22 protein-coding genes and 1 tRNA gene are annotated in these 25469 nt (G+C 57.2%); 12 read left to right on the top strand and 11 right to left on the bottom strand.

The features are described 5' to 3' along the window. Positions 1–95 precede the first annotated feature (95 nt). Positions 96–1676 carry an autoinducer-2 kinase gene (gene lsrK, locus RS584_RS20055; protein WP_315748532.1) on the bottom strand — a complete coding sequence of 527 codons (1581 nt, stop codon included), beginning with the start codon at positions 1674–1676 and terminating at the stop codon, positions 96–98. 32 nt (positions 1677–1708) lie between these two features. Next, positions 1709–2680 carry a transcriptional regulator LsrR gene (gene lsrR, locus RS584_RS20050; protein ID WP_023295481.1) on the bottom strand — a complete coding sequence of 324 codons (972 nt, stop codon included), beginning with the start codon at positions 2678–2680 and terminating at the stop codon, positions 1709–1711. Positions 2681–2895: 215 nt separating this feature from the next. On the opposite strand from lsrR, the gene lsrA reads away from it, so the two are divergent. From lsrA to lsrG, 6 genes are read left to right on the top strand one after another with little or no spacing between them, the layout of a single operon-like run. Beyond that, complete coding sequence (lsrA, locus tag RS584_RS20045) at positions 2896–4383, top strand: autoinducer 2 ABC transporter ATP-binding protein LsrA (RefSeq protein WP_315750022.1); 1488 nt, start codon at positions 2896–2898, stop codon at positions 4381–4383. Then, entirely contained in the window at positions 4380–5411 is a 1032-nt protein-coding gene (lsrC, locus tag RS584_RS20040) for an autoinducer 2 ABC transporter permease LsrC (protein ID WP_193041867.1), read from the top strand. The genes lsrA and lsrC overlap by 4 nt, the downstream gene beginning before the upstream one ends. After that, a complete protein-coding gene (gene lsrD / locus RS584_RS20035; protein ID WP_047365706.1) occupies positions 5412–6389 on the top strand; it encodes an autoinducer 2 ABC transporter permease LsrD in 978 nt (325 codons plus the stop codon). A 1-nt stretch (position 6390) separates the two neighbouring features. Next, a complete protein-coding gene (lsrB, locus tag RS584_RS20030) occupies positions 6391–7392 on the top strand; it encodes an autoinducer 2 ABC transporter substrate-binding protein LsrB (RefSeq protein ID WP_049134857.1) in 1002 nt (333 codons plus the stop codon). An 11-nt stretch (positions 7393–7403) separates the two neighbouring features. Continuing rightward, positions 7404–8291, top strand: a complete 888-nt coding sequence (lsrF, locus tag RS584_RS20025) for a 3-hydroxy-5-phosphonooxypentane-2,4-dione thiolase (RefSeq protein ID WP_315748531.1) — start codon at positions 7404–7406, stop codon at positions 8289–8291. Continuing rightward, entirely contained in the window at positions 8288–8581 is a 294-nt protein-coding gene (lsrG, locus tag RS584_RS20020) for a (4S)-4-hydroxy-5-phosphonooxypentane-2,3-dione isomerase (RefSeq protein WP_023295476.1), read from the top strand. The genes lsrF and lsrG overlap by 4 nt, the downstream gene beginning before the upstream one ends. Positions 8582–8764: 183 nt before the next feature. Here the strand turns inward: lsrG and RS584_RS20015 are convergent, their stop codons facing one another. After that, on the bottom strand, positions 8765–9454 hold the full coding sequence (locus RS584_RS20015; protein WP_017382414.1) for a B3/4 domain-containing protein: 690 nt from the start codon (positions 9452–9454) through the stop codon (positions 8765–8767). A 42-nt stretch (positions 9455–9496) separates the two neighbouring features. Between RS584_RS20015 and RS584_RS20010 the strand changes: the two genes are divergently transcribed. Continuing rightward, a complete protein-coding gene (locus RS584_RS20010) occupies positions 9497–10099 on the top strand; it encodes a helix-turn-helix domain-containing protein (RefSeq protein ID WP_033487682.1) in 603 nt (200 codons plus the stop codon). An 85-nt stretch (positions 10100–10184) separates the two neighbouring features. Here RS584_RS20010 and ygjG read toward each other — a convergent pair whose 3' ends face one another. Beyond that, positions 10185–11564, bottom strand: a complete 1380-nt coding sequence (gene ygjG / locus RS584_RS20005; protein WP_063848004.1) for a putrescine aminotransferase — start codon at positions 11562–11564, stop codon at positions 10185–10187. A gap of 422 nt (positions 11565–11986) precedes the next feature. On the opposite strand from ygjG, the gene RS584_RS20000 reads away from it, so the two are divergent. Further along, a complete protein-coding gene (locus RS584_RS20000; protein WP_315748530.1) occupies positions 11987–13507 on the top strand; it encodes a methyl-accepting chemotaxis protein in 1521 nt (506 codons plus the stop codon). 239 nt (positions 13508–13746) lie between these two features. After that, the gene (locus RS584_RS19995) at positions 13747–15306 is read left to right on the top strand and encodes a methyl-accepting chemotaxis protein (protein WP_163371132.1); all 1560 of its coding nucleotides are present in this window, start codon (positions 13747–13749) and stop codon (positions 15304–15306) included. Here RS584_RS19995 and RS584_RS19990 read toward each other — a convergent pair. Further along, on the bottom strand, positions 15303–15797 hold the full coding sequence (locus tag RS584_RS19990; protein WP_315748529.1) for a PadR family transcriptional regulator: 495 nt from the start codon (positions 15795–15797) through the stop codon (positions 15303–15305). The genes RS584_RS19995 and RS584_RS19990 overlap by 4 nt on opposite strands. A gap of 145 nt (positions 15798–15942) precedes the next feature. On the opposite strand from RS584_RS19990, the gene RS584_RS19985 reads away from it, so the two are divergent. Continuing rightward, positions 15943–16707, top strand: a complete 765-nt coding sequence (locus tag RS584_RS19985; RefSeq protein WP_315748528.1) for a siderophore-interacting protein — start codon at positions 15943–15945, stop codon at positions 16705–16707. Here RS584_RS19985 and RS584_RS19980 read toward each other — a convergent pair whose 3' ends face one another. Both RS584_RS19980 and RS584_RS19975 read right to left on the bottom strand, forming a co-directional pair. Then, on the bottom strand, positions 16708–17877 hold the full coding sequence (locus RS584_RS19980; protein WP_315748527.1) for a DNA repair protein: 1170 nt from the start codon (positions 17875–17877) through the stop codon (positions 16708–16710). It lies immediately after the preceding gene. A gap of 218 nt (positions 17878–18095) precedes the next feature. Then, a tRNA-Ile gene (locus RS584_RS19975) sits at positions 18096–18171 on the bottom strand. A gap of 124 nt (positions 18172–18295) precedes the next feature. On the opposite strand from RS584_RS19975, the gene mug reads away from it, so the two are divergent. Next, positions 18296–18802, top strand: a complete 507-nt coding sequence (mug, locus tag RS584_RS19970; protein ID WP_032649590.1) for a G/U mismatch-specific DNA glycosylase — start codon at positions 18296–18298, stop codon at positions 18800–18802. A 102-nt stretch (positions 18803–18904) separates the two neighbouring features. Here mug and rpoD read toward each other — a convergent pair whose 3' ends face one another. From rpoD to rpsU, 3 genes are all read right to left on the bottom strand, one after another. After that, positions 18905–20749, bottom strand: a complete 1845-nt coding sequence (gene rpoD / locus RS584_RS19965; protein WP_315748526.1) for an RNA polymerase sigma factor RpoD — start codon at positions 20747–20749, stop codon at positions 18905–18907. A gap of 152 nt (positions 20750–20901) precedes the next feature. Next, entirely contained in the window at positions 20902–22647 is a 1746-nt protein-coding gene (gene dnaG, locus RS584_RS19960; RefSeq protein WP_003862574.1) for a DNA primase, read from the bottom strand. Positions 22648–22762: 115 nt separating this feature from the next. Beyond that, the gene (rpsU, locus tag RS584_RS19955) at positions 22763–22978 is read right to left on the bottom strand and encodes a 30S ribosomal protein S21 (protein WP_001144069.1); all 216 of its coding nucleotides are present in this window, start codon (positions 22976–22978) and stop codon (positions 22763–22765) included. Positions 22979–23214: 236 nt separating this feature from the next. Between rpsU and tsaD the strand changes: the two genes are divergently transcribed. Beyond that, entirely contained in the window at positions 23215–24228 is a 1014-nt protein-coding gene (gene tsaD / locus RS584_RS19950) for a tRNA (adenosine(37)-N6)-threonylcarbamoyltransferase complex transferase subunit TsaD (protein ID WP_063451126.1), read from the top strand. Between the two features lie 31 nt (positions 24229–24259). Here the strand turns inward: tsaD and RS584_RS19945 are convergent, their stop codons facing one another. Continuing rightward, the gene (locus RS584_RS19945; protein ID WP_315748525.1) at positions 24260–24940 is read right to left on the bottom strand and encodes a response regulator transcription factor; all 681 of its coding nucleotides are present in this window, start codon (positions 24938–24940) and stop codon (positions 24260–24262) included. Positions 24941–25469 lie beyond the last annotated feature (529 nt).

Genomic DNA, 25469 nt, shown 5'->3' with positions numbered 1-25469 from the left:
GAGGTAATCTCAAGTATGAGTTAACAACAGAAGCTAAGATACAAGTCGATCCTCCTCCCGTAGGCCGGATAAGCGCAGCGCCATCCGGCATGTTTTTAGGGGCTAACAGAGCGCACTAACCCCGGTGCCTGCCACATCGACGTCGTCAGCCCGCTGTCCACCAGCCCAAGCTGGTCGGCGTAGACCGCCTGCCATTTCTGCATCATGCCGTCGTACAGCTCGCGGTGCTGCGAGTTCGGCGTGAACTCGCGGCTCCACTTCACCAGCCGCTCGCCCGTTGAAGCCATATCCGCAAACAACCCCGCGCCAGCTCCTGCGGCAATGGCACAGCCGAGCGCCGTTGCCTCTTTGACTTCCGGCACGCGTACCGGCAGCCCGGTAACGTCGCTTAAAATCTGGCTCCACAAGGCGCCTTTGGCCCCGCCGCCCGCAAACACCAGGCTCTCAAACGTCACGCCGGAGAAGCGCGAAATCTGCGCCAGGTTGCAGGCCGAGACGATGGCCGCGTTCTCTTCCAGGGCGCGGAACAGCGTCGCTTTATTGCACTTTTCCGGGTCGATGGAGAGGTTAATAAACGACGGCGCGGCGTGATACCACTGCTTAAAATGCATCGCGTCGGAGAAGATCGGCATCACGCCGTGGGAGCCCGCCGGGACGCGGCTCGCCATCTCTTCGAGCAGGGAGTAGGTGTCCATTCCCATTCGTTCGGCAATCAGCTTCTCTTCGGCGCAGAAGGCGTCGCGGAACCAGCGCATGGTTAGCCCGGTAAAGAAGCTGATCGACTCCGCCTGCGCCATGCCGGGGATGACGTGCGGGTTTACGCGGATGTTTATCTCAGGGTCGGTGCGCACCTGCGGCAGATTCACCACCTGCTGCCAGAAGGTGCCGCCGAGAACCGCCGTTTGTCCGGCGCGGACCACGCCCAGCCCCAGACAGCCCAGCTGCACGTCGCCGCCGCCCATCACCACCGGTGTGCCTTCGCGCAGGCCGCTCTGCTGCGCGGCCTCTTTGGTGACAGCGCCCAGCACGGTGCCGGTCTCTTTCACCGGAGAGAGAATATCGGCGCGCAGCCCGGCCATGTCGAGCAGCGCCGGACGCCAGTCGCGGGAGAAGAGATCCAGCATGCCGGTGGTGCCCGCATTGGACGGATCGACCGCCAGCTCACCGGAGAGCTTCGCCGCCAGCCAGTCGCTGATCATGGTGATGGTGGCGGCTTTACGATAAATATCCGGACGATGGTGCGCCAGCCACAGCAGGCGCGGCATGGCGCTGAGGGCAAGCGTCTGGCCGGAAACATCATACACTTCGGATTCAAACCGGTAGTCGTGTATCTCTTTGAGTTCAGCCACCTCGCGGCTGGCGCGGGCGTCGACGTTGGCGCAGGCCCAGATAGCCTCGCCGTTGCGGTCGTACAGCACAATCCCTTCGCGCATCGAGCAGCAGGCGACGGACTGAATATCCGCCGCGCTAAGCCGTGCGCGCTCCAGCGCCTGATGAATACACCGGCAGGCCAGCCGCCAGTTGGTGTCGAGGTCGAACTCCATCGAGCCCGGCACGTTCTCCACGCTCAGGTGCTTCCACTCGGCCTGGCCAACGGCAATCTGGTTGCCCTGTAAATCAAAAATCACGGCGCGAACGCTGCCTGTCCCTGCATCTAACGCTAAAAGGTAACTCATGAGCTTGCCTCGTGTCAGGCGCAGGGCTGCTCTTATCCGGCCAGAGCCAGCACCGCGCGGGCTGTCGTCTCTTCCGTCACCAGGCCATTAATACGGCGACCTTTCAGTGCGGCATAAATCGCATCGGCTTTCTCTTCCCCTCCGGCCACGCCTACGATGGTGGGCAGCTGCGCCAGTTCATCGAGCGTGACGCCCAGTAATTCTTTGTGGATCTCCAGCTCCTCAACGCATTCCCCTTCGGCATTGAGGAAATAGCCAAGGATATCGCCCACCGCGCCTTTACGGGCGTACATCAGCTGTTCACCTTCGCTGATATAGCCGGAGCGCAGTATCGTCGCGTCACGGCGCTGGTTTACCGAGCCAATCCCGACCACCGCCACGTCAGCCGCGGTGGCGGCGAGGATCACGTCCCGCACGCTGGTTTCGCGCTTTAAGATCCCGGCGACTTCAGCGGATGACACGCGAAGCGGGGCGGGGATCATGCTGACGCTACAGGCTGCATCCAGCTGGCCGATACCGGTCATATACGGCCCGACGCCGCCGGAGAGCGTCACCAGGCGGATCTGCTGCGAGCTGATAAAGCCGCTTAAGTGTTGCAGACTGCTCATGGTGGTTTCACCGAAGCCCACCGCTAACAGCTGGCCGGGCTCCAGCACGCCCATCAGCGACTGCGCCGCGCCAATGCCCAGCCGCACGTTCATCGGCGGCGTATTCAGGGCGGGCATCACGCGCACCAGCTTCAGGCCAAATCGTTGTTGCAGCTCGGTTTCCAGCGCCAGGCAGCCCTCGTAGCGGGAGTTGATCTGCACGCGGATCACCCCGGACTGACGGCCTTTCTCCAGCAGGCGGGAGATCTTCAGACGCGGCAGCCCGAGCCGTTCGCCGATGTCGTTCTGGGTCAGCCCGTCGTGGTAGTAGCACCAGGCCACGCGCGCCACCAGCTCCTCTTCCGCCAGTGCCAGCCCGGCAAACCGTCCTTCTTCCGCAGTGCGTTTATCGCTCATAATTGAACTCTTATAAAAATTTAGATCATATGTTCGTGATGGTGCGACGTGAAAATGTGAGCCACGCGACAAAACGGATCTTTTCGATCGTTTCCGCTTTATCTGAATCTCAATCGATAAAACTGTGATCCCTGCACGGTTGTAAATATAGTTCACCGTCTACGCTTTTGAACATTATTAAATCTAAAAATCATTTGTTCAATAGCGGAGCGATGATGACACCACTTCTCGACGCGCGTGATATCAGCAAGCAGTTTTCAGGCGTACCGGTCTTAAAAGGCATTGATTTCACGCTGCTTGCGGGGCAGGTGCATGCGCTGATGGGCGGTAACGGCGCGGGAAAATCGACGCTGATGAAGATCATCGCCGGGGTAGAAACCCCGGATAGCGGTGAACTTTCGGTTGCAGGTGAGTCTTTTGCACGGCTTACCCCGGCGCAGGCGCACAGGTTAGGCATTTATCTGGTGCCGCAGGAGCCGCTGCTGTTCCCCAACCTGACGGTGCGGGAAAACATCCTGTTTCGTCTGCCGCGAGAGCGCGATCGGGAAAAACGCCTGGCGGAAAAACTCCGACAGCTGCAATGCCAGCTTAACCTCGACGCTACCGCCAGCACCCTCGAGGTGGCGGACCAGCAGATGGTGGAGATCCTGCGCGGGCTGATGCGCAACGCCAGAATTCTGATCCTTGATGAACCCACGGCCTCGCTGACGCCCGGTGAAACCGAACGGCTGTTTCGCCAGATCCGCGCCTTGCAGGATCTTGGCGTCGGGATTGTTTTTATCTCGCATAAGCTGCCGGAGATTCGACAGCTGGCGAGTCACGTCTCAGTGATGCGCGACGGCGCGGTGGTGCTCAGCGGCGAAACTGCGCATTTTGACGATAACGCCCTGATCGCCGCCATGACGCCGGTAAGCCGGGAAGCATCCCTGAGCGATACGCAAAAGCTGTGGTTGGCGCTGCCGGGCAACCGCCGCACCCAGGCGCAGGATTTTCCCGTGCTGCGCGTGGAAGCGCTCACCGGGGAGGGTTTTATCGATCTCAGCCTTGAGATTTACGCCGGGGAGATCGTCGGCCTGGCCGGGCTGGTGGGGTCCGGGCGCACCGAGTTTGCCGAAACGCTCTACGGCCTGCGTCCGGTTCGCGGCGGGCGGGTGTGGCTGGAGAGCCATGAGATCACCGCCGATCCGGTCAGTTCACGCCTGCAAAAAGGGCTGGTCTATCTGCCGGAAGACAGGCAGGTGTCCGGCCTGTTTCTCGACGCGCCGATCCGCTGGAACACCGTGGCGCTGAACGAGCCGTCGCTCTGGCAGCAGCGAAAGCGGGAGTCTGCGGTAGTGGAACGCTATCACCGGGCGCTGGGGATCAAGCTCAACCATGCGGATCAAACCGTGCGCACGCTCTCCGGTGGTAATCAGCAGAAGGTGCTGCTGGCGCGCTGTCTGGAGGCCAATCCGCTGCTGCTGATCGTCGATGAACCGACGCGCGGCGTGGACGTATCGGCGCGCGCCGATATTTATCAGCTGCTGAAAAGCGTGGCGGCGCAAAACGTGGCGGTGCTGATGATCTCAAGCGATCTCGATGAGTTTCCCGGCCTTGCGGATCGGGTGCTGGTAATGCATCAGGGCGTGCTCAGCGGCGAGCTGCCGCGCCACGCCGTCACCCTCGACCGGATGATGGCGCTGGCGTTTGGAGGGCAATCATGAAGATCTTACTGAAAAACCGCGAGCTGAGCGCGTTTCTCGCCATTCTGGCGCTGTTCGCGGTGCTGGTGGCGCTGAACCCGTCCTACCTGAGCTTACAGACGCTGGGGATGATCTTCGCCAGCTCGCAGATCCTGATCCTGCTGGCTATCGGCGCGGCGCTGGTGATGCTGACCCGCAATATTGACGTCTCCGTCGGCTCCACCGTCGGGCTTTCCGCTATTGCCGTCGGCGTGGCGCTGAACGGCGGCTACAGCCTGCCCGTTTCCATTCTCTTCGCGCTGTCGCTCGGCGCGCTGGCGGGGGCGTTCAACGGTTTTCTGGTGGTGGGCCTGCGCATTCCGGCGATTGTCGCCACCCTCGGCACGCTGGGGCTGTATCGTGGGGCGATGCTGCTGTGGACCGGCGGGAAGTGGATAGAAGGGCTGCCGCCGGGGCTGAAATCTCTCTCTGAGCCCGCCGCCATCGACATTTCGCCGCTCGGCATGCTGGTGTTGATTATCGCGGCCACAGGCGCGTGGACGCTGTCGCGCACCGCCTTTGGACGTGATTTTTACGCCGTGGGGGATAACCTCGCCGCCGCGCGCCAGCTGGGCGTGGCGGTGAACCGCACCCGCATGATCGCCTTTACACTCAACGGCATGCTGGCGGCCTGCGCCGGAATTGTGTTTGCCGCGCAGATTGGCTTTGTACCCAACCAGACCGGCAGCGGGCTGGAGATGAAAGCCATCGCCGCCTGCGTGCTGGGGGGCATCTCGCTGCTGGGCGGCACCGGCACGCTGGTCGGCGCCTTCCTCGGCGCGTTCTTCCTCACCCAAATCGATACCGTGCTGGTGCTGTTCAGACTCCCGGCGTGGTGGAACGACTTTATCGCCGGGCTGGTGCTGCTGGGCGTGCTGGTGCTCGACGGGCGGCTGCGTCAGGCGCTCTCACGGCATCAGCGGGCGCTGAAATACAGCCGTTTCCAGCCGGGTAACAAAGGGGGAAAGCACGTTACCCCGTTCCCTAAACGCAAAAAAGAGGTGGCGTAAATGAGGCTTAACTGGGAAAGCGCGCTGCTGATTTTACTGGTGCTGGAGATCCTGCTCTTCGGCGCCATCAACCCGCGCATGCTTGATATCAACATGCTGCTGTTCAGCACCAGCGACTTTATCTGCATTGGCATCGTGGCGCTGCCGCTTACGCTTGTGATTATCAGCGGCGGGATCGATATTTCCCTCGGCTCAACCATCGGCCTGTGCGCCATCGCGCTGGGGGTGATGATGCAGGCAGGGTGGCCGATGGCGGTTGCCATCCCTCTGACGCTGCTGCTCGGCCTGCTGTGCGGGCTGGTAAATGCGGCGCTGATCCACTACACCGGCATCAGCCCACTGGTCATTACCCTCGGCACGCTCTACCTCTACGGCGGCGGGGCGCTGCTGCTCTCCGGCATGGCGGGGGCGACGGGCTACGAGGGGATAGGCGGCTTCCCGGATAGCTTTACCGCCTTCGCTAACCTCACGGTGGTGGGCCTGCCGATCCCGCTGGTGCTGTTCGCGGTGATTACCGCTTTCTTCTGGCTGATTACCCACCGCGGGCGCTTTGGTCGGCATCTGTTTTTGATTGGGCAGAACCCGCGCGCGGCGCGCTATGCGGCGCTGTCGGTCAACGGCATGCCGTACGCGCTGTACGGCCTGGTGGGGGTGGCCTCGGCGATTGCCGCGCTGGTGATGGTTTCCTATTTCGGTTCCGCGCGATCGGATCTGGGGCGCGATTTACTCATGCCCGCGCTCACCGCCGCCGTGCTCGGCGGGGCGAATATCTACGGCGGGTCAGGTTCGGTTGTCGGTACGGCGCTGGCGGCGCTGCTGGTGGGGTACCTGCAACAGGGTTTACAGATGGTTGGCATCCCCAACCAGGTGTCAAGCGCGCTGTCAGGGGCGCTGCTGGTTGTGGTGGTGATGGGACGTTCGCTGAGTCTGCACCGCGAATGGGTGCGTTCTCTCTTCAGAAAACTATCCGGAGCATAAGATGAAAACAAAACTATTCGTCCTGGCAATGGCCCTCAGCTTCGCTTCGGCGCAAGCGGCGGACCGCATTGCCTTTATCCCGAAACTGGTAGGCGTGGGATTCTTCACCAGCGGCGGCAACGGCGCGAAAGAGGCGGGGAAAGATCTTGGCGTGGACGTGACCTACGACGGCCCGACCGAGCCGAGCGTCTCCGGCCAGGTGCAGCTCATCAATAACTTCGTCAACCAGGGCTATAACGCCATCATCGTCTCTGCCGTGTCGCCGGACGGTCTCTGCCCGGCGCTGAAGCGCGCGATGCAGCGCGGCGTGAAGGTCCTGACCTGGGACTCCGACACCAAACCGGAGTGCCGCAGCATCTATATCAACCAGGGCACGCCGGAACAGCTCGGCGGCCTGCTGGTGGACATGGCGGGCAAGCAGGTCACCAAACCGAACGCGAAAGTGGCGTTCTTCTACTCCAGCCCGACCGTTACCGACCAGAACCAGTGGGTGAAAGAGGCGAAGGCCAAAATCGAGAAAGATCATCCTCAGTGGCAGATCGTGACGACCCAGTTTGGCTATAACGACGCCACCAAATCTCTGCAAACCGCCGAAGGGATCTTAAAAGCCTATCCGGATCTGGATGCGATCATCGCCCCGGACGCCAACGCCCTGCCAGCCGCGGCACAGGCGGCGGAAAACCTGAAACGGGAAGGGGTGGCGATTGTCGGCTTCAGCACGCCGAACGTGATGCGCCCGTACGTTGAGCGCGGCACGGTGAAAGCCTTCGGCCTGTGGGATGTGGTGCAACAGGGCAAAATTGCGGTCAATGTCGCCGATCGTTTACTGAAAAAAGGCGATCTTAACCCTGGCGACAGCGTCGACGTGAAAGATATCGGGACGCTGAAGGTCGAGCCGAACAGCGTGCAGGGCTACCAGTATGAGGCGAAGGGCAACGGCATCGTGCTGCTGCCGGAGCGGGTGGTGTTCACCAAAGAGAACATCAACAAATACGATTTCTGACGGGGGAGCAAATGGCTGATTTAGATGACATCAAAGACGGCAAGGATTTTGGCATCGGCACGCCGCAGCAGAATGTGCCGTACACCCTGAAGGGCTGCGGCTCGATGGACTGGGGAATGCAGTCGAGGCTTGCGCGCATCTTCAACCCACAGAGCAACCGCACGGTGATGCTGGCCTTTGACCACGGCTACTTTCAGGGGCCGACCACCGGCCTTGAGCGTATCGATCTCTCCATCGCGCCGCTGTTTGGTGAAACCGACGTGCTGATGTGCACCCGCGGCATCCTCAGGAGCCAGGTGCCAGCCGCCACGAACAAACCGGTGGTGCTGCGCGCCTCCGGCGGTAACTCGATTCTGGGCGAGCTGTCCAACGAGTGCGTGGCAGTGGCGATGGAGGACGCGCTGCGCCTGAACGTCTGCGCGGTGGCGGCGCAGGTGTATATCGGAAGCCCGTTTGAGCATCAGTCGATCAACAACATCATCAAGCTGGTGGATGCGGGGGCGCGCTACGGCATGCCGACGCTGGCGGTGACGGGCGTGGGGAAAGAGATGGCGCGTGACGCGCGCTATTTCTCGCTTGCCAGCCGCATCGCCGCCGAAATGGGAGCGCAGTTCGTCAAAACCTACTACGTGGACGAGGGCTTTGAAAAAGTGACCGCCAGCTGCCCGGTGCCGATTGTTATCGCCGGGGGCAAAAAGCTGCCGGAGCACGAGGCGCTGGAGATGTGCTGGCGGGCGATTGACCAGGGCGCATCCGGCGTGGACATGGGGCGCAACATCTTCCAGTCCAGCGCGCCACTCGCCATGCTGAAGGCGGTGAAGAAAGTCGTTCACGAGAACATGAGCGCCCGGGAGGCGTTCCAGTTCTGGCAGGAAGAGAAACAGGGAGAAGCAAAATGAACGTGACGCTGGTTGAGATTAATATTAAACCCGAGCGGGTGGACGAGTTTCTGGAGGTATTTCGCGCCAACCACGAGGGGGCCATCAAGGAGCCGGGAAACCTGCGCTTTGATGTCTTGCAGGACCCGCGGGTGAAAACCCGCTTCTTTATCTACGAAGCCTATAAAGACGAAGCGGCGGTGCTGGCGCATAAGCAAACGCCACACTATCTGGCGTGCGTAGATAAGCTTGAAGAGCTGATGTCAGAGCCGCGCAAAAAACGCTGTTTTGTGGGGTTGTTGCCGGAGTAGCGGCTTTGCCCGGTGGCGCTGCGCTTACCGGGCCTACGGGGGATGGTGCGGTGTTTGCCCGGTGGCGCTGCGCTTACCGGGCCTACGGGGGATGGTGCGATGTTTGCCCGGTGGCGCTGCGCTTACCGGGCCTACATATGCAGTATTTGTAGGCCGGGTAAGCGAAGCGCCACCCGGCGTTGTTCACGCCAGCTCCAGCAACTGAATACGCGCCGTCGCGCCCGGCATCAGCTTTTGCAGATTGCTCACCAGCTCATCGCCAGCTTCCTGTAATGCCGCCAGCGGCATCGACGGCAGGCTTTCGAGAATAAACCACATGGATTGCGCCTGGCTGTCCAGACGCGTGCGTACCCCCTGTCGCCAGTTCCAGCGGCGGCAGGTGACGCCGAGATCGTCACGCCAGATAACTTCGCCTGGCTCCGGATTTTCTACAACCGGCTCACCTTCTTTAAAGGTATCAAACGGCTCGCTGCCGTCGGCCAGCGTCAGGCGCGGCGCTCCCGAGTAAGCCGCCAGATTTTCTCCCCCTACCGGAATAGCGTAGCGGATACTGATGGCATTATAGACATCCACCACCGGGTCGAGCGGCGGCAGCGAACCGTCTCTCATCACGCGCTTGCGCAGGGCCGAGGCCGAGCAGGGCGTACGTTTGGGTTTTGCACCAAAGGCTTTAAACACCTCATCCCAGGCGGCGAGATGATTTTCTGCCCAGGGCACATCATCATTGAGCATCTGCTGGCAGGCCTGCGCCAGCGCAGCGGGCGCAACCTCCGGTTGGGTAATCGGGGCAGCTTCAACCAGAATGCTCAGTGCCCGAAAGCCGGGCGCGATCCCGACAAGTCGCGAATCTATTGACGGTGTTAGAAGAGACATAAATAATCCTGTATTGACTGTTTTATACCATGGTAGTGACCAATGACTGATAAAGTCAATATAATGACCGATGCGGGCGCCGATGTTGCCCAGGTAAGCCTGGCCGTGGCGAACCGTATCCGCAGCTGGCGGAAAGAGAAAAAGCTGTCGCTGGACGAGCTTTCCCGCCGCGCCAGCGTCAGCAAAGGCATGCTGGTGGAGATCGAAAAAGGGGCTGCCAACCCCAGCATTGCCATTCTGTGCAAACTGGCCGCCGCGCTTGGCGTCTCGGTGGCAGACATCGTTAACGTCTCCAGCGAGCCGCAGGTACACATTATTCAGGAAGAGGCGATCCCGGTTCTGTGGCAGGGCGCACAGGGCGGTTATGCCAGATTGCTGGCAGGCACCGCAGGCCCGGACATGATTGAGCTGTGGCAGTGGGAGATGCATCCGGGAGAGACTTTCACCTCTCCGGGACATCCGGCGGGAACCTTTGAGCTGCTGCACGTGAACGAAGGCATGTTAACCCTGACGGTGGACGAGACGGTAACGCAGGTGGCTGCCGGGGCGTCGGCGGTGGCGAAAACGGAAGCCGCGCACGGCTATGCCAATGAGGGAGAAAAAGTGCTGCGCTTTACCATGACGGTAGCGGAGTTCCACCGATAAAAAGCAGCCCGGTGGCGCTACGCTTACCGGGCCTACGTATGCAGTATTTTGCAGGCCGGGTAAGCGTAGCGCCACCCGGCGTTTTTTACGCCTCTTCCACGCTTACCCGCAGCGCCGCCAGCGCTTTACGCGCCGCCTTCAGCACCTGCTCACACTGCTCAATGGTAAGCGTCAACGGTGGCTCAATGCGGATGGTTTTCGAGTTGTTAAGCGTTCCCGCCACCAGTACCCGCTGGCGGAACATCTCGCTTGCGAAGCTATAACCGGTTTCGTTATCAACGAACTCAATCGCCATCAGCATCCCTTTCCCGCGCGCATCCTGTACCAGATCCGGATATTCCCGGCCCAGCTGACGGAAGCCGTCCAGCAGCATGTCGCCTTTCTGCTCCGCTTGCGCGGGCAGGTTTTGCTCCAGCAGCACGTTGATGGTGGCCAGCGCCGCCGCACAGGCCAGCGGGTTACCGCCAAAGGTGGTGGTGTGTAAGAACGGGTTATCGAACAGCACCGAGAAGACCTCCTCAGTGGCGACCGTTGCGCCAATCGGCATCACGCCGCCACCGAGCGCTTTCGCCAGGCACAAAATGTCCGGCTGAACGTTCTCATGCTCGCAGGCGAACATCTTGCCGGTGCGCCCCATCCCGGTCTGCACTTCGTCGAAGATCAGCAGCGCGCCAAACTCATCGCACAGCTGACGCACGGCGGGCAGATAGCCCTGCGGCGGCAGGATCACGCCGCCTTCACCCTGAATCGGCTCCAGGATCACCGCCGCCACGTCGTCGCCGGTTTTACGGCATTCACTCAGCACGGTGCGCATGGCGTTGATGTCGCCAAACGGCACGTGGCGGAAGCCCGGCAGCAGCGGCATAAACGGCTTGCGGAAGGTAGATTTAGCGGTCGCCGACAGAGCACCCAGGGATTTCCCGTGGAACGCGCCGCTGGTGGCGATAAAGGTGAATTTCCCGCGCGGTGACTGGTACGCCTTAGCGAGCTTGAGCGCCGCTTCGACCGATTCGGTGCCGCTGTTGCTGAAGAAGCTGTATTTCAGCTTACCGGGCGTTAAGGCTGCCAGCGTTTTCGCGAGCATGGCGCGAAGCGGATCGAGCAGTTCCTGGCTATGGAGAGGTTGTTTCGCAAGTTGATTCTGTACGGCGGAAACCACAACTGGATTACGGTGCCCCACGTTGAAAATACCAAAACCACCCAGGCAATCGATAAACTCCTGTCCCTGGGTGTCGACAAGCGTATTCAGACTGCCCGCTTGCCACTCTACGGCTCCGTAATCCCCGCCGGCGGTAACAGATTTGCGATACTCCAGAAAACCTGGATTCACATGCTCCTTAAAGTAATCAATGACCTCACGGTTAAGTTGTTTCATCTCCTCATGATCAAGCGTTCGCTTCTCGATGAGATTCAGTGCGTGCGCGGTACAGGCAAGAGCCGAGGCGCTGGAAGGTAACCTGTTCAAAATATGCTCCCGGGGATCGCGTATCACATGATACTGAGTTAAGTATTGCAGGGATTACGCCACCTCAGATGCCTTAACAAAAATCGGGATAAACGCCAGGTGAAATCAAAGTTGCACAATATTTAATCATGCCATCGCGCGCCGCACGGGATAAGGGATAACGAGCCGGGGATTGGGTTTCGTCAATTGCACTGCTCCAGGGCAGGGAATGCGCCTTAAGTGTGCGCCGGGGTATCATGCTTTGTAGGTAGTTTCATGCCGAAAGTATTTTAAATCAATTAATTAGAAAAACGTACGAAAAGTGCGGTTTAACCGAGATTTGCGATCTCAATCATATTTAACAACTAAAGATAAATTTTTTATCGCCGAAAAAACATAAGCCACAAAATTAACATTCAAATAACCTGCAAGGGATGCTCACTATGTCCTCTCCTGACTATGTCACCCAGAATGAATATCCGCTGGACGATGACACCACGCTTATGTCGACCACCGACCTCCACAGCCACATGACCCACACTAACGACACCTTTGTGCAAGTGAGCGGCTTTACGCTCCAGGAGCTGCTCGGGCAACCGCACAACATTGTGCGTCATCCGGATATGCCGAAAGCGGCTTTTGCCGACATGTGGTACACGCTGCAAAAGGGCGAACCCTGGAGCGGGATTGTCAAAAACCGACGTAAAAATGGCGATCACTATTGGGTACGTGCCAATGCGGTACCAATGGTGCGTAACGGCCAGATGACGGGCTATATGTCCATTCGTACCCGCGCCACGCAGGACGAGGTCGCCGCGGTGGAGCCGCTTTATAAGGCGCTCAACGAAGGACGCTGCAAAAAACGCATTCATAAAGGGCTGGTGGTACGCAAAGGCTGGCTCGGCAAATTACCGGCGATGCCGCTGCGCTGGCGCGTGCGTAGCGTAATGGCGGTACTTTTCGCGGTGATGGCCGCAACGCTGGTTGCCAGTGCCGCGGGCTGGGCTTCGCTGGCGGCGGCAGCCGTGGTGATGCTGCTTGGCACCCTGGTGTTTGAGCAACAGATTGTCCGCCCGGTGGAAAACGTCGCACGGCAGGCGCTCAGGGTCGCTACCGGAGAGCGTAACAGCGTGCAGCATCTTAACCGCAGCGATGAACTGGGGCTGACGCTGCGGGCCGTCGGACAGCTGGGGCTGATGTGCCGCTGGCTGATCAACGACGTCTCCAGCCAGGTGGTGAGCGTGCGCGACGGCAGCGACAGGCTGGCGCAGGGCAATGAAGATCTCAACGACCGCACGCGCCAGACCGTGGCTAACGTGCAGCAGACCGTGGCAACAATGAACCAGATGGCGGCGTCGGTGCAGAGTAACTCTGAGACCGCAGCCGAAGTCGACAAGCTATCGATGGCCGCCAGCAGCGCGGCCACGCAGGGGGGCACCGTGATGCAGACCGTGGTGAAAACCATGGATGACATTGCCGACAGTACCCAGCGCATTGGCTCTATTACCTCGCTTATCAATGACATCGCCTTCCAGACCAATATTCTGGCGCTGAACGCCGCGGTTGAGGCGGCACGCGCCGGCGAGCAGGGTAAAGGCTTTGCGGTGGTGGCGGGCGAAGTGCGTCATCTTGCCAGCCGCAGCGCGAACGCGGCTAACGATATTCGCAAGCTGATCGACGCCAGCGCCAGCAAAGTGCAGTCGGGCGCCGATCAGGTTCACGCCGCGGGACGTACTATGGATGATATTGTCGAGCAGGTGAAAAACGTCACGCAGCTTATCGCGCAGATCAGCCACGCCACCTCAGAGCAGGCGACAGGCCTGACAGAGCTGACCCGTGCCGTGGCAGAGCTGGACGGCATTACGCAGAAAAATGCTGACCTGGTCGAAGAGAGCGCGCAGATTTCCGCGATGGTTAAGCACCGGGCCGGACGCCTTGAAGATGCGGTTACCGTGCTGCATTAAGAAATGCATGCTTCGATAAAGCCGTTTATTCCTCCTGGGTAAACGGTTTTTTTGTTTTTCAGAATAAGTTATGTTGTTAATGAAATATTAAGTAACTAAAAAAAGCGCCCGGTTTTTAATTGTTACGATCCAGATTCATTGAGAGTGAAAAATAAAAAAACGATCAAAGTCATAAAGTTAGCGTGTTTCCTGTCGATAACAGCGATCGTCTGAGAAATAATCACATCGATGGGGTAAATATGTTCATACATGACGTAAAGATCGGCACGAAATTATTTCTGGCGTTTGGATTATTTATTGTCCTGATGGTCGTCAGCGCAAGCTTGTCTCTGATGAGCCTGAATCGGGCAAACAATGGAATGCAAACCATCCTTACCAGCGACTATCCAACGACGGTAAAAGCGAACCAGTTAATCGACAACTTCCAGGAATTTATAAGCACGCAGCAGCTCATGCTGCTGGACGAACAGGGAACGTACACGGCGCAATCAGAGCAGCGTCTGAAGGCGATCAGCGAGCGCATCTCCTCAATCCTGAGCGAGCTGGATAACGCTCTCAAGGATAAAAAATCCCAACAGGTGCTGGCCGATATCCACGGCGTACGCCAGCAATATCTTGACTCGCGCTACCGCATTTTGCAGGCCGTGCAGAATAACGACCGTGCGGGCGCGATAAACGAAATGATGACCAACACCCTGAATCTGCAACAGTCCTACAAAGCGAAAGTGCAGGCGCTGATTGCGATCCAGGACCATGAAATGCAGAGTGCGGGCGAGCAGGTGGAAGGCGATTTCCGCACCAATCGTCTCCTGCTGGTCCTGATTACGCTTTTCAGCGTCGCGGCAGCCAGCCTGACTGGCTGGTTCATTGTGCGATCCATTACCCGACCGCTGAACGACGCGGTGAATTTTGCGGAGGCCATTGCCGATGGCGATCTCACCGGCAGCATTACCTCGCACGGTAAAGATGAAACCGGACTGCTACTCACCGCACTGATGGAGATGAAAACGCGCCTGCTGGAGATTGTGCAGCAGGTGCAAACCGGATCGGAAAACATCTCCAGCGCCGCCGCGCAGATTGTCGCGGGCAACCAGGATCTGGCTGCCCGCACGGAGGAGCAGGCCAGTTCCGTTGAACAAACGGCCGCCTCGATGGAGCAGATCACCGCTACGGTGAAGAATACCGCGTCCCACACCGGAGAAGCGACGAACCTGTCTGCCGATGCGGCTGCCGTGGTCAAAAACAACGGCGAGATGATGAAGCAGGTCACCAGCAAGATGCGCCTGATTAACGAAACATCGAACAGGATGTCCGACATTATCGACCTGATCGACGCCATTGCCTTCCAGACTAACATTCTGGCGCTGAACGCGGCGGTCGAAGCGGCGCGCGCGGGTGAGCATGGTCGTGGCTTTGCGGTGGTGGCGGGCGAGGTACGCCAGCTAGCGCAGAAAAGTGCAACATCTGCGAGTGAGATCCGCCAGCTGATTGAAAGCTCCACAAGCCAGACGCAGGACGGCATGAACCTTGTGGAGAAGGCCAGCGGGCTTATCAACGGCATGGTCGGCAACGTAGAGGAGATGGACGTAATCCTGCGTGAGATTCGCCAGGCCAGCCACGAACAGACGGAAGGCATCTCGCAGATCAACAGCGCGATTGGCCTGATAGACGCCACCACCCAGCAGAACTCCGCGCTGGTGGAGGAGTCCGTTGCGGCGGCGGCATCCCTTAACGAACAGGCGATGCACCTGAAAGAGCTGGTCCGGGTGTTCCGCGTGAGCGACGGCGTGCTGGCTTAATCCAGCTGGGAGATCTCCAGTGCCGCGCGGTCAATCACGCCGATAATCTGTTTCAACTGCGCGTCGCTGAGCTCTCCCTGATTAACCTTCAGATCCAGAACCGCTTTGAAGTTATCCAGCGCCCGCTTCATCTGCGGGTTTTTGCGCAGCTGGAAACCGACGGAGCGCGCCTTGATACGCGTCTGGATCTGCTCCAGCTGTTCCCGGTTGTCATTCAGCCACTGTTCTCCGGCGGCGTTAATCGCAATCCGCTTACGGCCGTTCTCTTCTTCGGTAATGGTGATAAGCGCCTGATCCTGCAAGTAATCCAGCGTCGGATAGATCACGCCAGGGCTAGGCGTGTAATGTCCCTGCGTCAGGTTCTCGATCTCTTTGATCAGCTCGTAACCATGGCTCGCGTTACGGGTCAGGATATCCAGGATCACCAGCCGCAAATCGCCATGGCCAAAAAATCGTGGCCGGCGTCCGCCGCCGTCGTGTTCGTGTCGCATGTTTTTTCCTTAATTTGATATATCTAAACTATATCTAAGATATATTCAGATGCAATCTAAAAAATCTTGATTTCTTAGTTAATAGCAATCATTATCATTAAAAATTCATTCCGATATATCGTATTCACCTGAGAAGGGCATCAACATGGCATCTACCCGTTACCCTCAACGTGTCCGCAATGACCTGCGTTTTCGTGAGCTGAACGTGCTGCGCACTGAGCGAGTCAGCGCAGGATTTCAGCGCATTGTGCTAGGCGGCGAGGCGCTGGAGGGCTTTAGCTCTCGCGGCTTTGACGACCATACCAAAGTCTTTTTCCCGGCACCGGGCACCACTTTCGTGCCGCCTGTGGTGACCGATGAAGGCATCGACTGGGGCGACGGCGCGCGTCCGCAGGCGCGTGACTATACCCCGCTGTACGATGACGAAAAACATGAGCTGGCGCTCGATTTCTTCGTTCATGATGGCGGCATTGCCAGCAACTGGGCGGTAGAGGCTAAGGTGGGCGACAAGCTGACCATCGGCGGGCCGCGCGGTTCGCTGGTGGTGCCGGAAGATTACACCTGGCAGCTGTACGTGTGCGACGAGTCGGGGATGCCCGCGCTGCGCCGCCGTTTAGAAGGCATCGCAAAACTGCCTGTTCGCCCGGCGATCCACGCCATCGTCACCGTGGGCGATGCGGCGTACCAGGACTATCTGGCGCACCTGAGCGGGTTCAACATCACCTGGGTTATCGGCCACAACGAGCAGGCGGTGGCCGACCATCTTGCAGCGCTGGCCGTACCGGAAGAGGATTACTTTATCTGGCTGACCGGAGAGGGGAAGGTGGTGAAACGCCTGAGCCGTCAGTTTGAAACCGACGCAATTGACCCACAGCTGGTGCGTGCCAGCGCATACTGGCACGCTAAATAATCAGGCCGCGGGATCCAGCTGCGCTTCGCTCACCTGATGTTCGAGCGAGGCGCATACCTCTTTCAGCGCTTTCTCCTGCTGGGCAAAGTAGGCTTCCATATTGCTGAGCGACGAGACGAGCAGCCAGGACTCTTCCTTCTCCAGCTCTGCCAGCTCGTTCACCAGGGTGTCGATTTGCTCACGCACCTGCGCCATCTTTTTACGAATACGTTCCAGGTCGTTCAGCCTGTCGCTTGCCATCATCGGTTCGAATCCTTGTTGCAGACGGGCGACCAGCGAGCGAATGGCCTTCACGTCGCCGCGCTGTTTGGCCTGGTTGAGTTGCACCATCATCCTGTTGGCTTCCTCTTTTAAATCATCGGCAACCAGATCCGGGTGGCATAGCTTGCTCGCCTGACGCCAGAGCCGCTTCAGCTCGTTCCGATCCTCTTCAGAGAGATCCTTGCCTTTACGCAGGCGAACTTCGGCATCATGATGCTGTTCGCGATACTTCTTGTACTCTTCGTTGGCCTCATCGCGCGCCTGACGTGCCGGCTCTTCTTCACGCGTTAAACCGGTCTCCAGCTCCATTGCTTCGGCCAGCAGGTTGGCAATCAGATTGCTTTGCTGCTGAAGATGTTTGCGCGCCTCTGCCGCCTGAACGGAATCCGCAGGCAGATCTCGCCAGCGCCGGGTGAGCGTTGACAAAACCTCTACGGCCTGCGCCATATAGTCCTGGCAGCGGCGGTAATCCTCTTCCCGACGACGCGTCTCCGCCTGCTGACGACGCAGGTTAAGCTCCGCCAGCGTTTTACGCAGGGCGAGGATCTGCTGCATCAACGGCCCGAGGCGGGAGAAATAGAGATCGTTGAATTCATCAAGCTGCTGTACCCGGGCGTTACGGCGATCAATCAGATCGCGCAGACGCTCTTCCAGGGCTTTCAGCTCCAGCTTGCTGGCCGCCAGCTGTGGGTCACGCCACGGGGTAACGGCGCGCTGGCTTTGCAGCCAGGCGGTGATAGCGCGAAGGGCTGCGGTATAATTTTTCTGCTCAAGCGCCGCGACGATGGACAGGAGTTCATCGTCAAAGGCTTCCTCTTTGAGACGCTTCAGCTGGCTCCGGATGATGTCGTCATCTTCCAGCTCAATGGCATTTTTAATGATTTCTAGCCGTTTGATCGGTGTGCTCATGATGCCTTTCGCTCTGGCGCTTAAGTATTTGAGTTAAGGTTAGTTGTTGTAAAAGCTACAGGAAATAATACACACGGATGATGATCGGCGCGATGGGGGATTTCTTTAGTTTTTAGGGTTTGTGAGGGGAAGCGGCAGGCCGGGCTACGTGTGGTGGATTACTTACAAAAAAGCCACTCAATCGAGTGGCTTAACTATATGATTTTAATGATAAAATTTGGTGGCCCCTGCTGGACTTGAACCAGCGACCAAGCGATTATGAGTCGCCTGCTCTAACCACTGAGCTAAGGGGCCGTGGCGGTGAATTATAAAGTAACTCCCCTCAGCAATCCAGCCATTCACACCTGCCTGCTGTTTTTATAAACAACGCATAATCAATCCTTTATACTTACCTTAAGATGCATAGACAGGAGTAGAGATGATCAACGATATTCTGGCCCCTGGCCTGCGGGTGGTGTTCTGCGGTATCAATCCGGGTAAGTCATCGGCGCACACCGGTTTTCACTTTGCTCATCCGGGAAATCGCTTCTGGAAGGTGATCCACCAGGCCGGTTTTACCGACAAACAGCTTAAGCCGGAAGAAGAGCAGCAGCTGCTGGATACGCGCTGTGGCATCACCATGCTGGTCGAGCGACCCACGGTACAGGCAAGCGAAGTGAATCTGCATGAGCTGCGCGCTGGCGGACGTGAGCTGATCGCGAAAATTGAAGACTATCAGCCCGCGGCGCTGGCGATCCTCGGCAAGCAGGCCTACGAGCAGGCGTTCAGCCAGCGCGGTGCCAGGTGGGGTAAGCAGAACATTACCATTGGCGTAACGCAGGTTTGGGTGTTGCCGAACCCGAGTGGGCTGAACAGGGCGACGCTGGACAAGCTGGTGGAGGCGTATCGGGAACTGGATGAGGCGCTGGTGGTGAGGGGGCTTTAGCTCCTCTGCGGCCTGATGCCCTCACCCTGACCCTCTCCCACAGGGAGAGGGAATAAACAAAAAAAAAGCTCCCGATTGGGAGCTTTTTCATTTCAGGGCCGATTAATCGTCCAGGAAGCTACGCAGTACTTCAGAGCGGCTCGGATGGCGCAGCTTACGCAGCGCCTTCGCTTCGATCTGACGGATACGTTCGCGGGTCACGTCAAACTGTTTACCCACTTCTTCCAGCGTGTGGTCGGTGTTCATGTCGATACCGAAACGCATACGCAGCACTTTGGCTTCACGGGCTGTCAGGCCAGCCAGCACGTCGTGCGTAGCGGCACGCAGGCTCTCGGTGGTGGCAGAGTCCAGCGGCAGCTCGAGGGTGGTATCCTCGATGAAATCACCCAGATGCGAATCTTCATCATCACCGATTGGCGTTTCCATGGAGATTGGCTCTTTAGCGATTTTCAGCACTTTACGGATCTTGTCTTCCGGCATCAGCATGCGTTCAGCCAGCTCTTCCGGCGTCGGCTCGCGACCCATCTCCTGCAACATCTGGCGAGAGATACGGTTGAGTTTGTTGATGGTCTCAATCATATGCACCGGAATACGGATGGTACGCGCCTGGTCTGCGATAGAGCGGGTGATCGCCTGACGGATCCACCAGGTAGCATAGGTGGAGAACTTGTAACCACGACGGTATTCAAACTTATCTACCGCTTTCATCAGACCGATGTTACCTTCCTGAATCAGATCCAGGAATTGCAGGCCACGGTTGGTGTATTTCTTGGCGATAGAGATAACCAGACGTAAGTTCGCTTCAACCATCTCTTTCTTCGCACGGCGGGCTTTCGCTTCACCAATGGACATACGACGGTTGATGTCCTTCACCTGCTCGATGGTCAGGCCGGTCTCTTCTTCAATCTGATGCAGTTTTTGCAGGCCGCGCTGTACGTCTTCTTTCACGTCGTGCAGCTTTTCAGACCACGGCTTGTTCATCGCGATAGCGGCGTTGAACCAGGTTTCGCTGGTTTCATTGCCGGTGAAGAGGGTAATGAAGTTCTTCTTCGGCATTTTGCACTGTTCAACGCACAGCTTCATGATGATACGTTCCTGGGTACGTACGCGATCCATCATCACGCGCATGCTGTTCACCAGGTAGTCGAACTGTTTTGGCACCAGGCGGAACTGTTTGAACACTTCAGACAGCTTCAGGATCTCTTCCTGAGCGGCGGCATGGCTGCGGCCTTTCGCTTTGATGGTGTCACGCGTCACTTCGTACTGGGTACGCAGCTCGGCAAACTTCTCACGCGCCAGTTCAGGGTCGATGCTGTTGTCATCGTCGCTGCTGTCGTCCTCTTCTTGTTCATCTTCGTCTTCGTCGTCATCCATCTCTTCCTGAGACAGCTCAGAACCGACGTGAGTGGCGGTTGGCGCCATATCTTCTTCAGCGTTCGGGTCGACAAAGCCAGTGATCAGATCGGACAGACGCGCTTCTTCCGCTTCGACGCGATCGTACTGCTCCAGCAGATAGGTAATCGCTTCCGGGTATTCGGCAACAGAGCACTGAACCTGGTTGATCCCGTCTTCGATGCGTTTTGCGATGTCAATTTCGCCTTCGCGGGTCAACAGTTCAACGGTACCCATTTCGCGCATGTACATACGGACCGGGTCAGTGGTACGCCCGATTTCAGATTCCACGCTGGACAGGACCTGTGCAGCAGCTTCTTCCGCATCTTCGTCAGTGTTGTTGGAGGTTTCAGCCAGCAACAGATCATCGGCATCCGGTGCTTCTTCCATCACCTGAATGCCCATGTCATTGATCATTTGGATGATATCTTCGATCTGATCTGAATCGACGATATCTTCCGGCAGATGGTCATTGACCTCGGCATAGGTCAGATAGCCTTGCTCCTTACCGCGTTGGACAAGAAGTTTCAGCTGTGACTGCGGGTTTTGCTCCATAAGACGGTATCCACACTTAATTCGTTTGATTGGTGTCGGCGATGGGCTGCCAACCTTTAAAGCGAGGGCGTACTTATATTTTTGCCGCTGCCTCTCAGTGCGGCTGCCGGGGGCTTCCCGATCGATATTCGGCACTTAAGCCGTTAAATTTTTTATTTCTTCGCCAGTTCCTGGTTAATCATCCAGAGCTCCCGGCGTTCTTCGCTGCTCAGGCCATGGGTGCGCTCGCGAGCTATCAACTCTTCCTGGCGCAACTCAAGCATCGAATCAAACATATGGTTGAGCGAGTCGGTGAACGTTTTTTCTGCGATATCCTTATCTGCTATATCGTCCCACATCGACAGTTTTTCAAGGGTAGCGGCCTCTTTTGTGCCGCGATAATGCTCTAAAAGTTGTCCGGTGGTCAGACCTGGCTGAGACAAACAAGTGTTGACCAATTCTGAAAATAAGCCAAGCCCGGGCAATTTTTCGTGGTTCAAACCCGCCAGCGACGGCACTTGCGGAGCAAGTTCGGGGTTTTGCACCAGCAACCCTATCAGTATACGCATGGTTGTGCGTTTTAGCTGAGGCGCGGGGCGTACCGTGCCGTTTTCAGCCTGTTTCGGCATTAAACGTTCAAGCTGGCTGTCATCCAGAATGCCGAGCTTGTTGCCTAACTCCTGACGCAGATAGATGCGCAGCGTTTCGCCGGGCACCTGGCTGATTAACGGCAGCGCCAGCGTGCTGAGCTGCGCGCGCCCGTCAGGGGTACTCAAATCAACCTGCGGCATCAGGCTGTTAAACAGAAACGTGGAGAGCGGCTGAGCCTGCTCCATCCGCGCTTCAAACGCCGCTTTGCCCTCTTTACGCACCAGCGTATCCGGGTCTTCACCGTCGGGCAGGAACATAAAGCGTAGCTGACGCCCGTCGGTCATATACGGCAACGCGGTTTCCAGCGCTCGCCAGGCGGCGTCGCGTCCTGCGCGGTCACCGTCGTAACAGCAAATCACGTTGTTGGTGACGCGGAACAGCAGCTGGATATGGTCCGCCGTGGTGGACGTTCCCAGCGACGCAACGGCATAGTTAATGTCGTACTGCGCCAGCGCAACAACATCCATATAGCCTTCGACGACCAGAAGACGCGGAGGTTCCGCATTATCCTGCTGTGCCTCATAAAGACCGTAAAGCTGGCGGCCCTTATGGAAAATATCGGTTTCCGGGGAGTTAAGGTATTTCGGCAGGGCATCACCCAGCACGCGACCACCAAAACCTATCACCCGGCCACGCTTGTCGCGGATCGGGAACATCACCCGTTCACGGAAGCGGTCGTAGCTTCGTCCCTGGTCGTTGGTGACCAGCATGCCTGCGTCGATGAGGGATTTACGATCTTCGCTATTGCCGCCAAAACGCTTTAACACGTTGTCCCAGCCGGGCGGGGCGTAACCAATAGCGAAACGCGCAATCACATCGTCACTCAGTCCGCGCTTGTTCAGATACTGACGCGCAGGCTCAGCCGCAGAGTGCTTAAGAGACTGTTGGTAAAACGAATTCAGGCCATCCATCAGTTGGTACAGCGTTTGCCGCTGATGGCGCTCGATCTGACTTGGCCCACTGCCTGCTTCATACGGCACTTCAAGGTTATGCATCGCCGCCAGCTCTTCGACGGTTTCAACGAACTCGAGCTTGTCGTAGTTCATCAAAAAATCGACGGCATTACCGTGTGCGCCACAGCCGAAGCAATGGTAGAACTGTTTTTCACCGTTTACGGTGAAAGAGGGGGTTTTTTCGTTATGGAACGGACAGCACGCATGGTAGTTCTTGCCCTGCTTTTTTAGCTTCACCCGCGCGTCGATGAGATCGACGATGTCGGTTCTGGCAAGCAGGTCATTGATGAAAACGCGTGGGATTCTTCCGGCCATATGCCCCAAAAATTTAAGCGACTTATAAACGAAAACAAGCCGCGCATTCCTTCCGGAAGCACGGCCTTACGACTACAACTCTGTCTGTCAATTGAGGGCTGTGGCCCTCAACAGATTAGTACAGACGAGTACGGCGTGCGTTTTCGCGAGCCAGTTTCTTCGCGTGACGTTTCACAGCGGAAGCTTTAGCGCGCTTACGTTCGGTCGTTGGTTTTTCATAAAACTCACGACGACGAACTTCAGCCAGAACACCTGCTTTCTCGCATGAACGTTTGAAGCGACGCAGTGCTACGTCGAACGGCTCGTTTTCACGTACTTTAATTACCGGCATGTAACTCTCACCTTTAATAAATTCGGTTTGCCGCTGGCATCAACGCCAGCTTATTTCAAAATGGTGCGGAATTTTACTGCAAATGCTGCTGCTTTGTAAAGCACCGATGCGATTTTGAAAGGGACTTTAATAAGGGTGAGGAGTATACACGAGGCTTCTTCCTGGGGCGAACAAAGTTTTACAACAATCCGCCCAGGCTCTACACTGCGCGGTATTGAAACGAGGTAAAACAAGTCATGCGTGTACTGGGTATTGAAACATCCTGCGATGAAACCGGCATCGCGATTTACGACGACGAAAAAGGGCTTCTGGCCAATCAGCTGTATAGTCAGGTGAAATTGCACGCTGACTACGGCGGCGTCGTGCCTGAACTGGCCTCTCGTGACCACGTGCGTAAAACGGTTCCGCTGATTCAGGCGGCGCTGAAAGAGGCCGGGTTGAGTGCAAAAGATATTGATGCCGTGGCCTATACCGCAGGGCCGGGCCTGGTCGGCGCGCTGCTGGTCGGCGCAACGGTAGGGCGTTCGCTGGCCTTCGCGTGGGATGTTCCGGCCATTCCGGTTCACCATATGGAAGGGCACCTTCTGGCGCCGATGCTGGAAGACAATCCGCCAGAGTTCCCGTTTGTGGCGCTGCTGGTTTCCGGTGGGCATACCCAGCTGATTAGCGTAACGGGCATTGGCAAGTACGAGCTGTTGGGCGAGTCGATCGACGATGCTGCCGGTGAAGCCTTCGATAAAACCGCCAAGCTGCTGGGGCTGGATTACCCGGGCGGCCCGATGCTGTCCAAAATGGCGTCGCAGGGAACGGAAGGGCGCTTTGTCTTCCCGCGGCCGATGACCGACCGTCCGGGGCTGGACTTCAGTTTCTCTGGCCTGAAAACCTTCGCGGCGAACACCATCCGCAATAATGACGACAGTGAGCAGACCCGTGCCGATATCGCCCGTGCGTTCGAAGACGCGGTGGTGGATACGCTGATGATCAAGTGCAAGCGCGCGCTGGATCAGACCGGCTTTAAGCGCCTGGTGATGGCCGGTGGCGTCAGCGCTAACCGCACGCTGCGCGCGAAGCTTGCTGAGATGATGCAAAAGCGTCGCGGGGAAGTGTTCTATGCGCGTCCGGAGTTCTGTACCGATAACGGGGCGATGATCGCCTACGCCGGGATGGTGCGTCTGAACGCCGGCGCAACGGCTGACCTGAGCGTGTCTGTGCGTCCGCGCTGGCCGCTGGCGGAACTGCCTGAGGCGTGAACGGCTCTCCCGTCGTCGCGGCGGGGGAGTTTTATATTCTGATGTCGAACATCTGGTTCTTGATGATCAGAGAGTAAAGCTGGCAGTCGTTTTGCACATCCAGCTTTTCCATCGCCCGGATCTTATGCGCACTGACTGTTTTGATGCTCAGGTGCATATGTTGTGCAATCTCCTTCAAATTTAATCCGTTACATATCAGACGCAGCACATCGATTTCCCGCGGCGAGAGTTTCTCTATATCTGTCATCTCATGACGAAAAAGTATATTTACCAGCTGGCTTTCGATATAGATCTCACCTTTAAGAACTGTAGCAATCGCCTGGCTTAAGGTTTTCTCGTTGATATCCCGCGACAAATACGATCTGACGCCTTCCTTTAGCGCCTGACGAATCAACATGGCGTTTGCATAGGGCGAGATCAGGATAATGCTGAGCGTAGGATAAGTCTGATGGAGCCATCTCAACAGCTTCAGACCGTCCATACCCGTGAGAGGAGAGCGATTAACCCTGGTTGTCAGTGAATAGCTGAGGATAACGATATCGGGGTTATGCTGGCCAAGAAGCGACAGAAGTTCTGCGGAAGAGGCTGCTTCACCGGTCAAAACACATCTCTTATTCATGCCTGAGGCGGGTAACGAGAGCGCTTGCATCATTGAGGATAAGCCGCGGCGAATCAACGAGGATTCTTCAGCGATAACGATTTTAATGTCCATAATGATGCGTCGTATTAACCCTTACATGATAATGGCGGGGTTGGAATCCCTCGCAAGATATATCGTTATTAAAATCCAGGCTGCGGTAAAATAGCAGTAACAATGAGAGTATTTTTAACGGCGGCGGATATTGATTATTTCATTATGCTTAATCTTTACGGCTTTTGTATCCAGGTGTATCCTCGTGTTGCGAAATATAAAGAAATGAGATATGGATTTTTCTTATTCAATTATAGAAAGATCGTTCCCCCAGATTAGGAAGTTCTTATTCATCACGGTGCATGTATCACAGATACTGAAAAAGGAGAAATGTCGATTCACAAAGGAACCGTGATTACCATGAAAAAAAGTACCTTGTCCCTTTTTATTTGTGCAGCAATTTCATTTTCCGCTACGGCAGAAAATCAGGTGCAAAATGAGTTTGCACATGACAATGCGACCTACACAGCAATTGTACTCAAGCTAAAACCCACTACAGGTTTGCTAAAAGCGACAAACAATAAAATTACCCTGAATGATCCTTCCCTTA

Origin of the sequence: Enterobacter sp. DTU_2021_1002640_1_SI_PRY_ASU_LCPMC_013 (assembly GCF_032389435.1) — a bacterium.
GTDB classification, from domain to species: domain Bacteria; phylum Pseudomonadota; class Gammaproteobacteria; order Enterobacterales; family Enterobacteriaceae; genus Enterobacter; species Enterobacter hormaechei_C.
The sequence above is the reverse complement of the archived record's forward strand: the minus strand, read 5'-3'. Positions and strand labels throughout refer to the sequence as shown.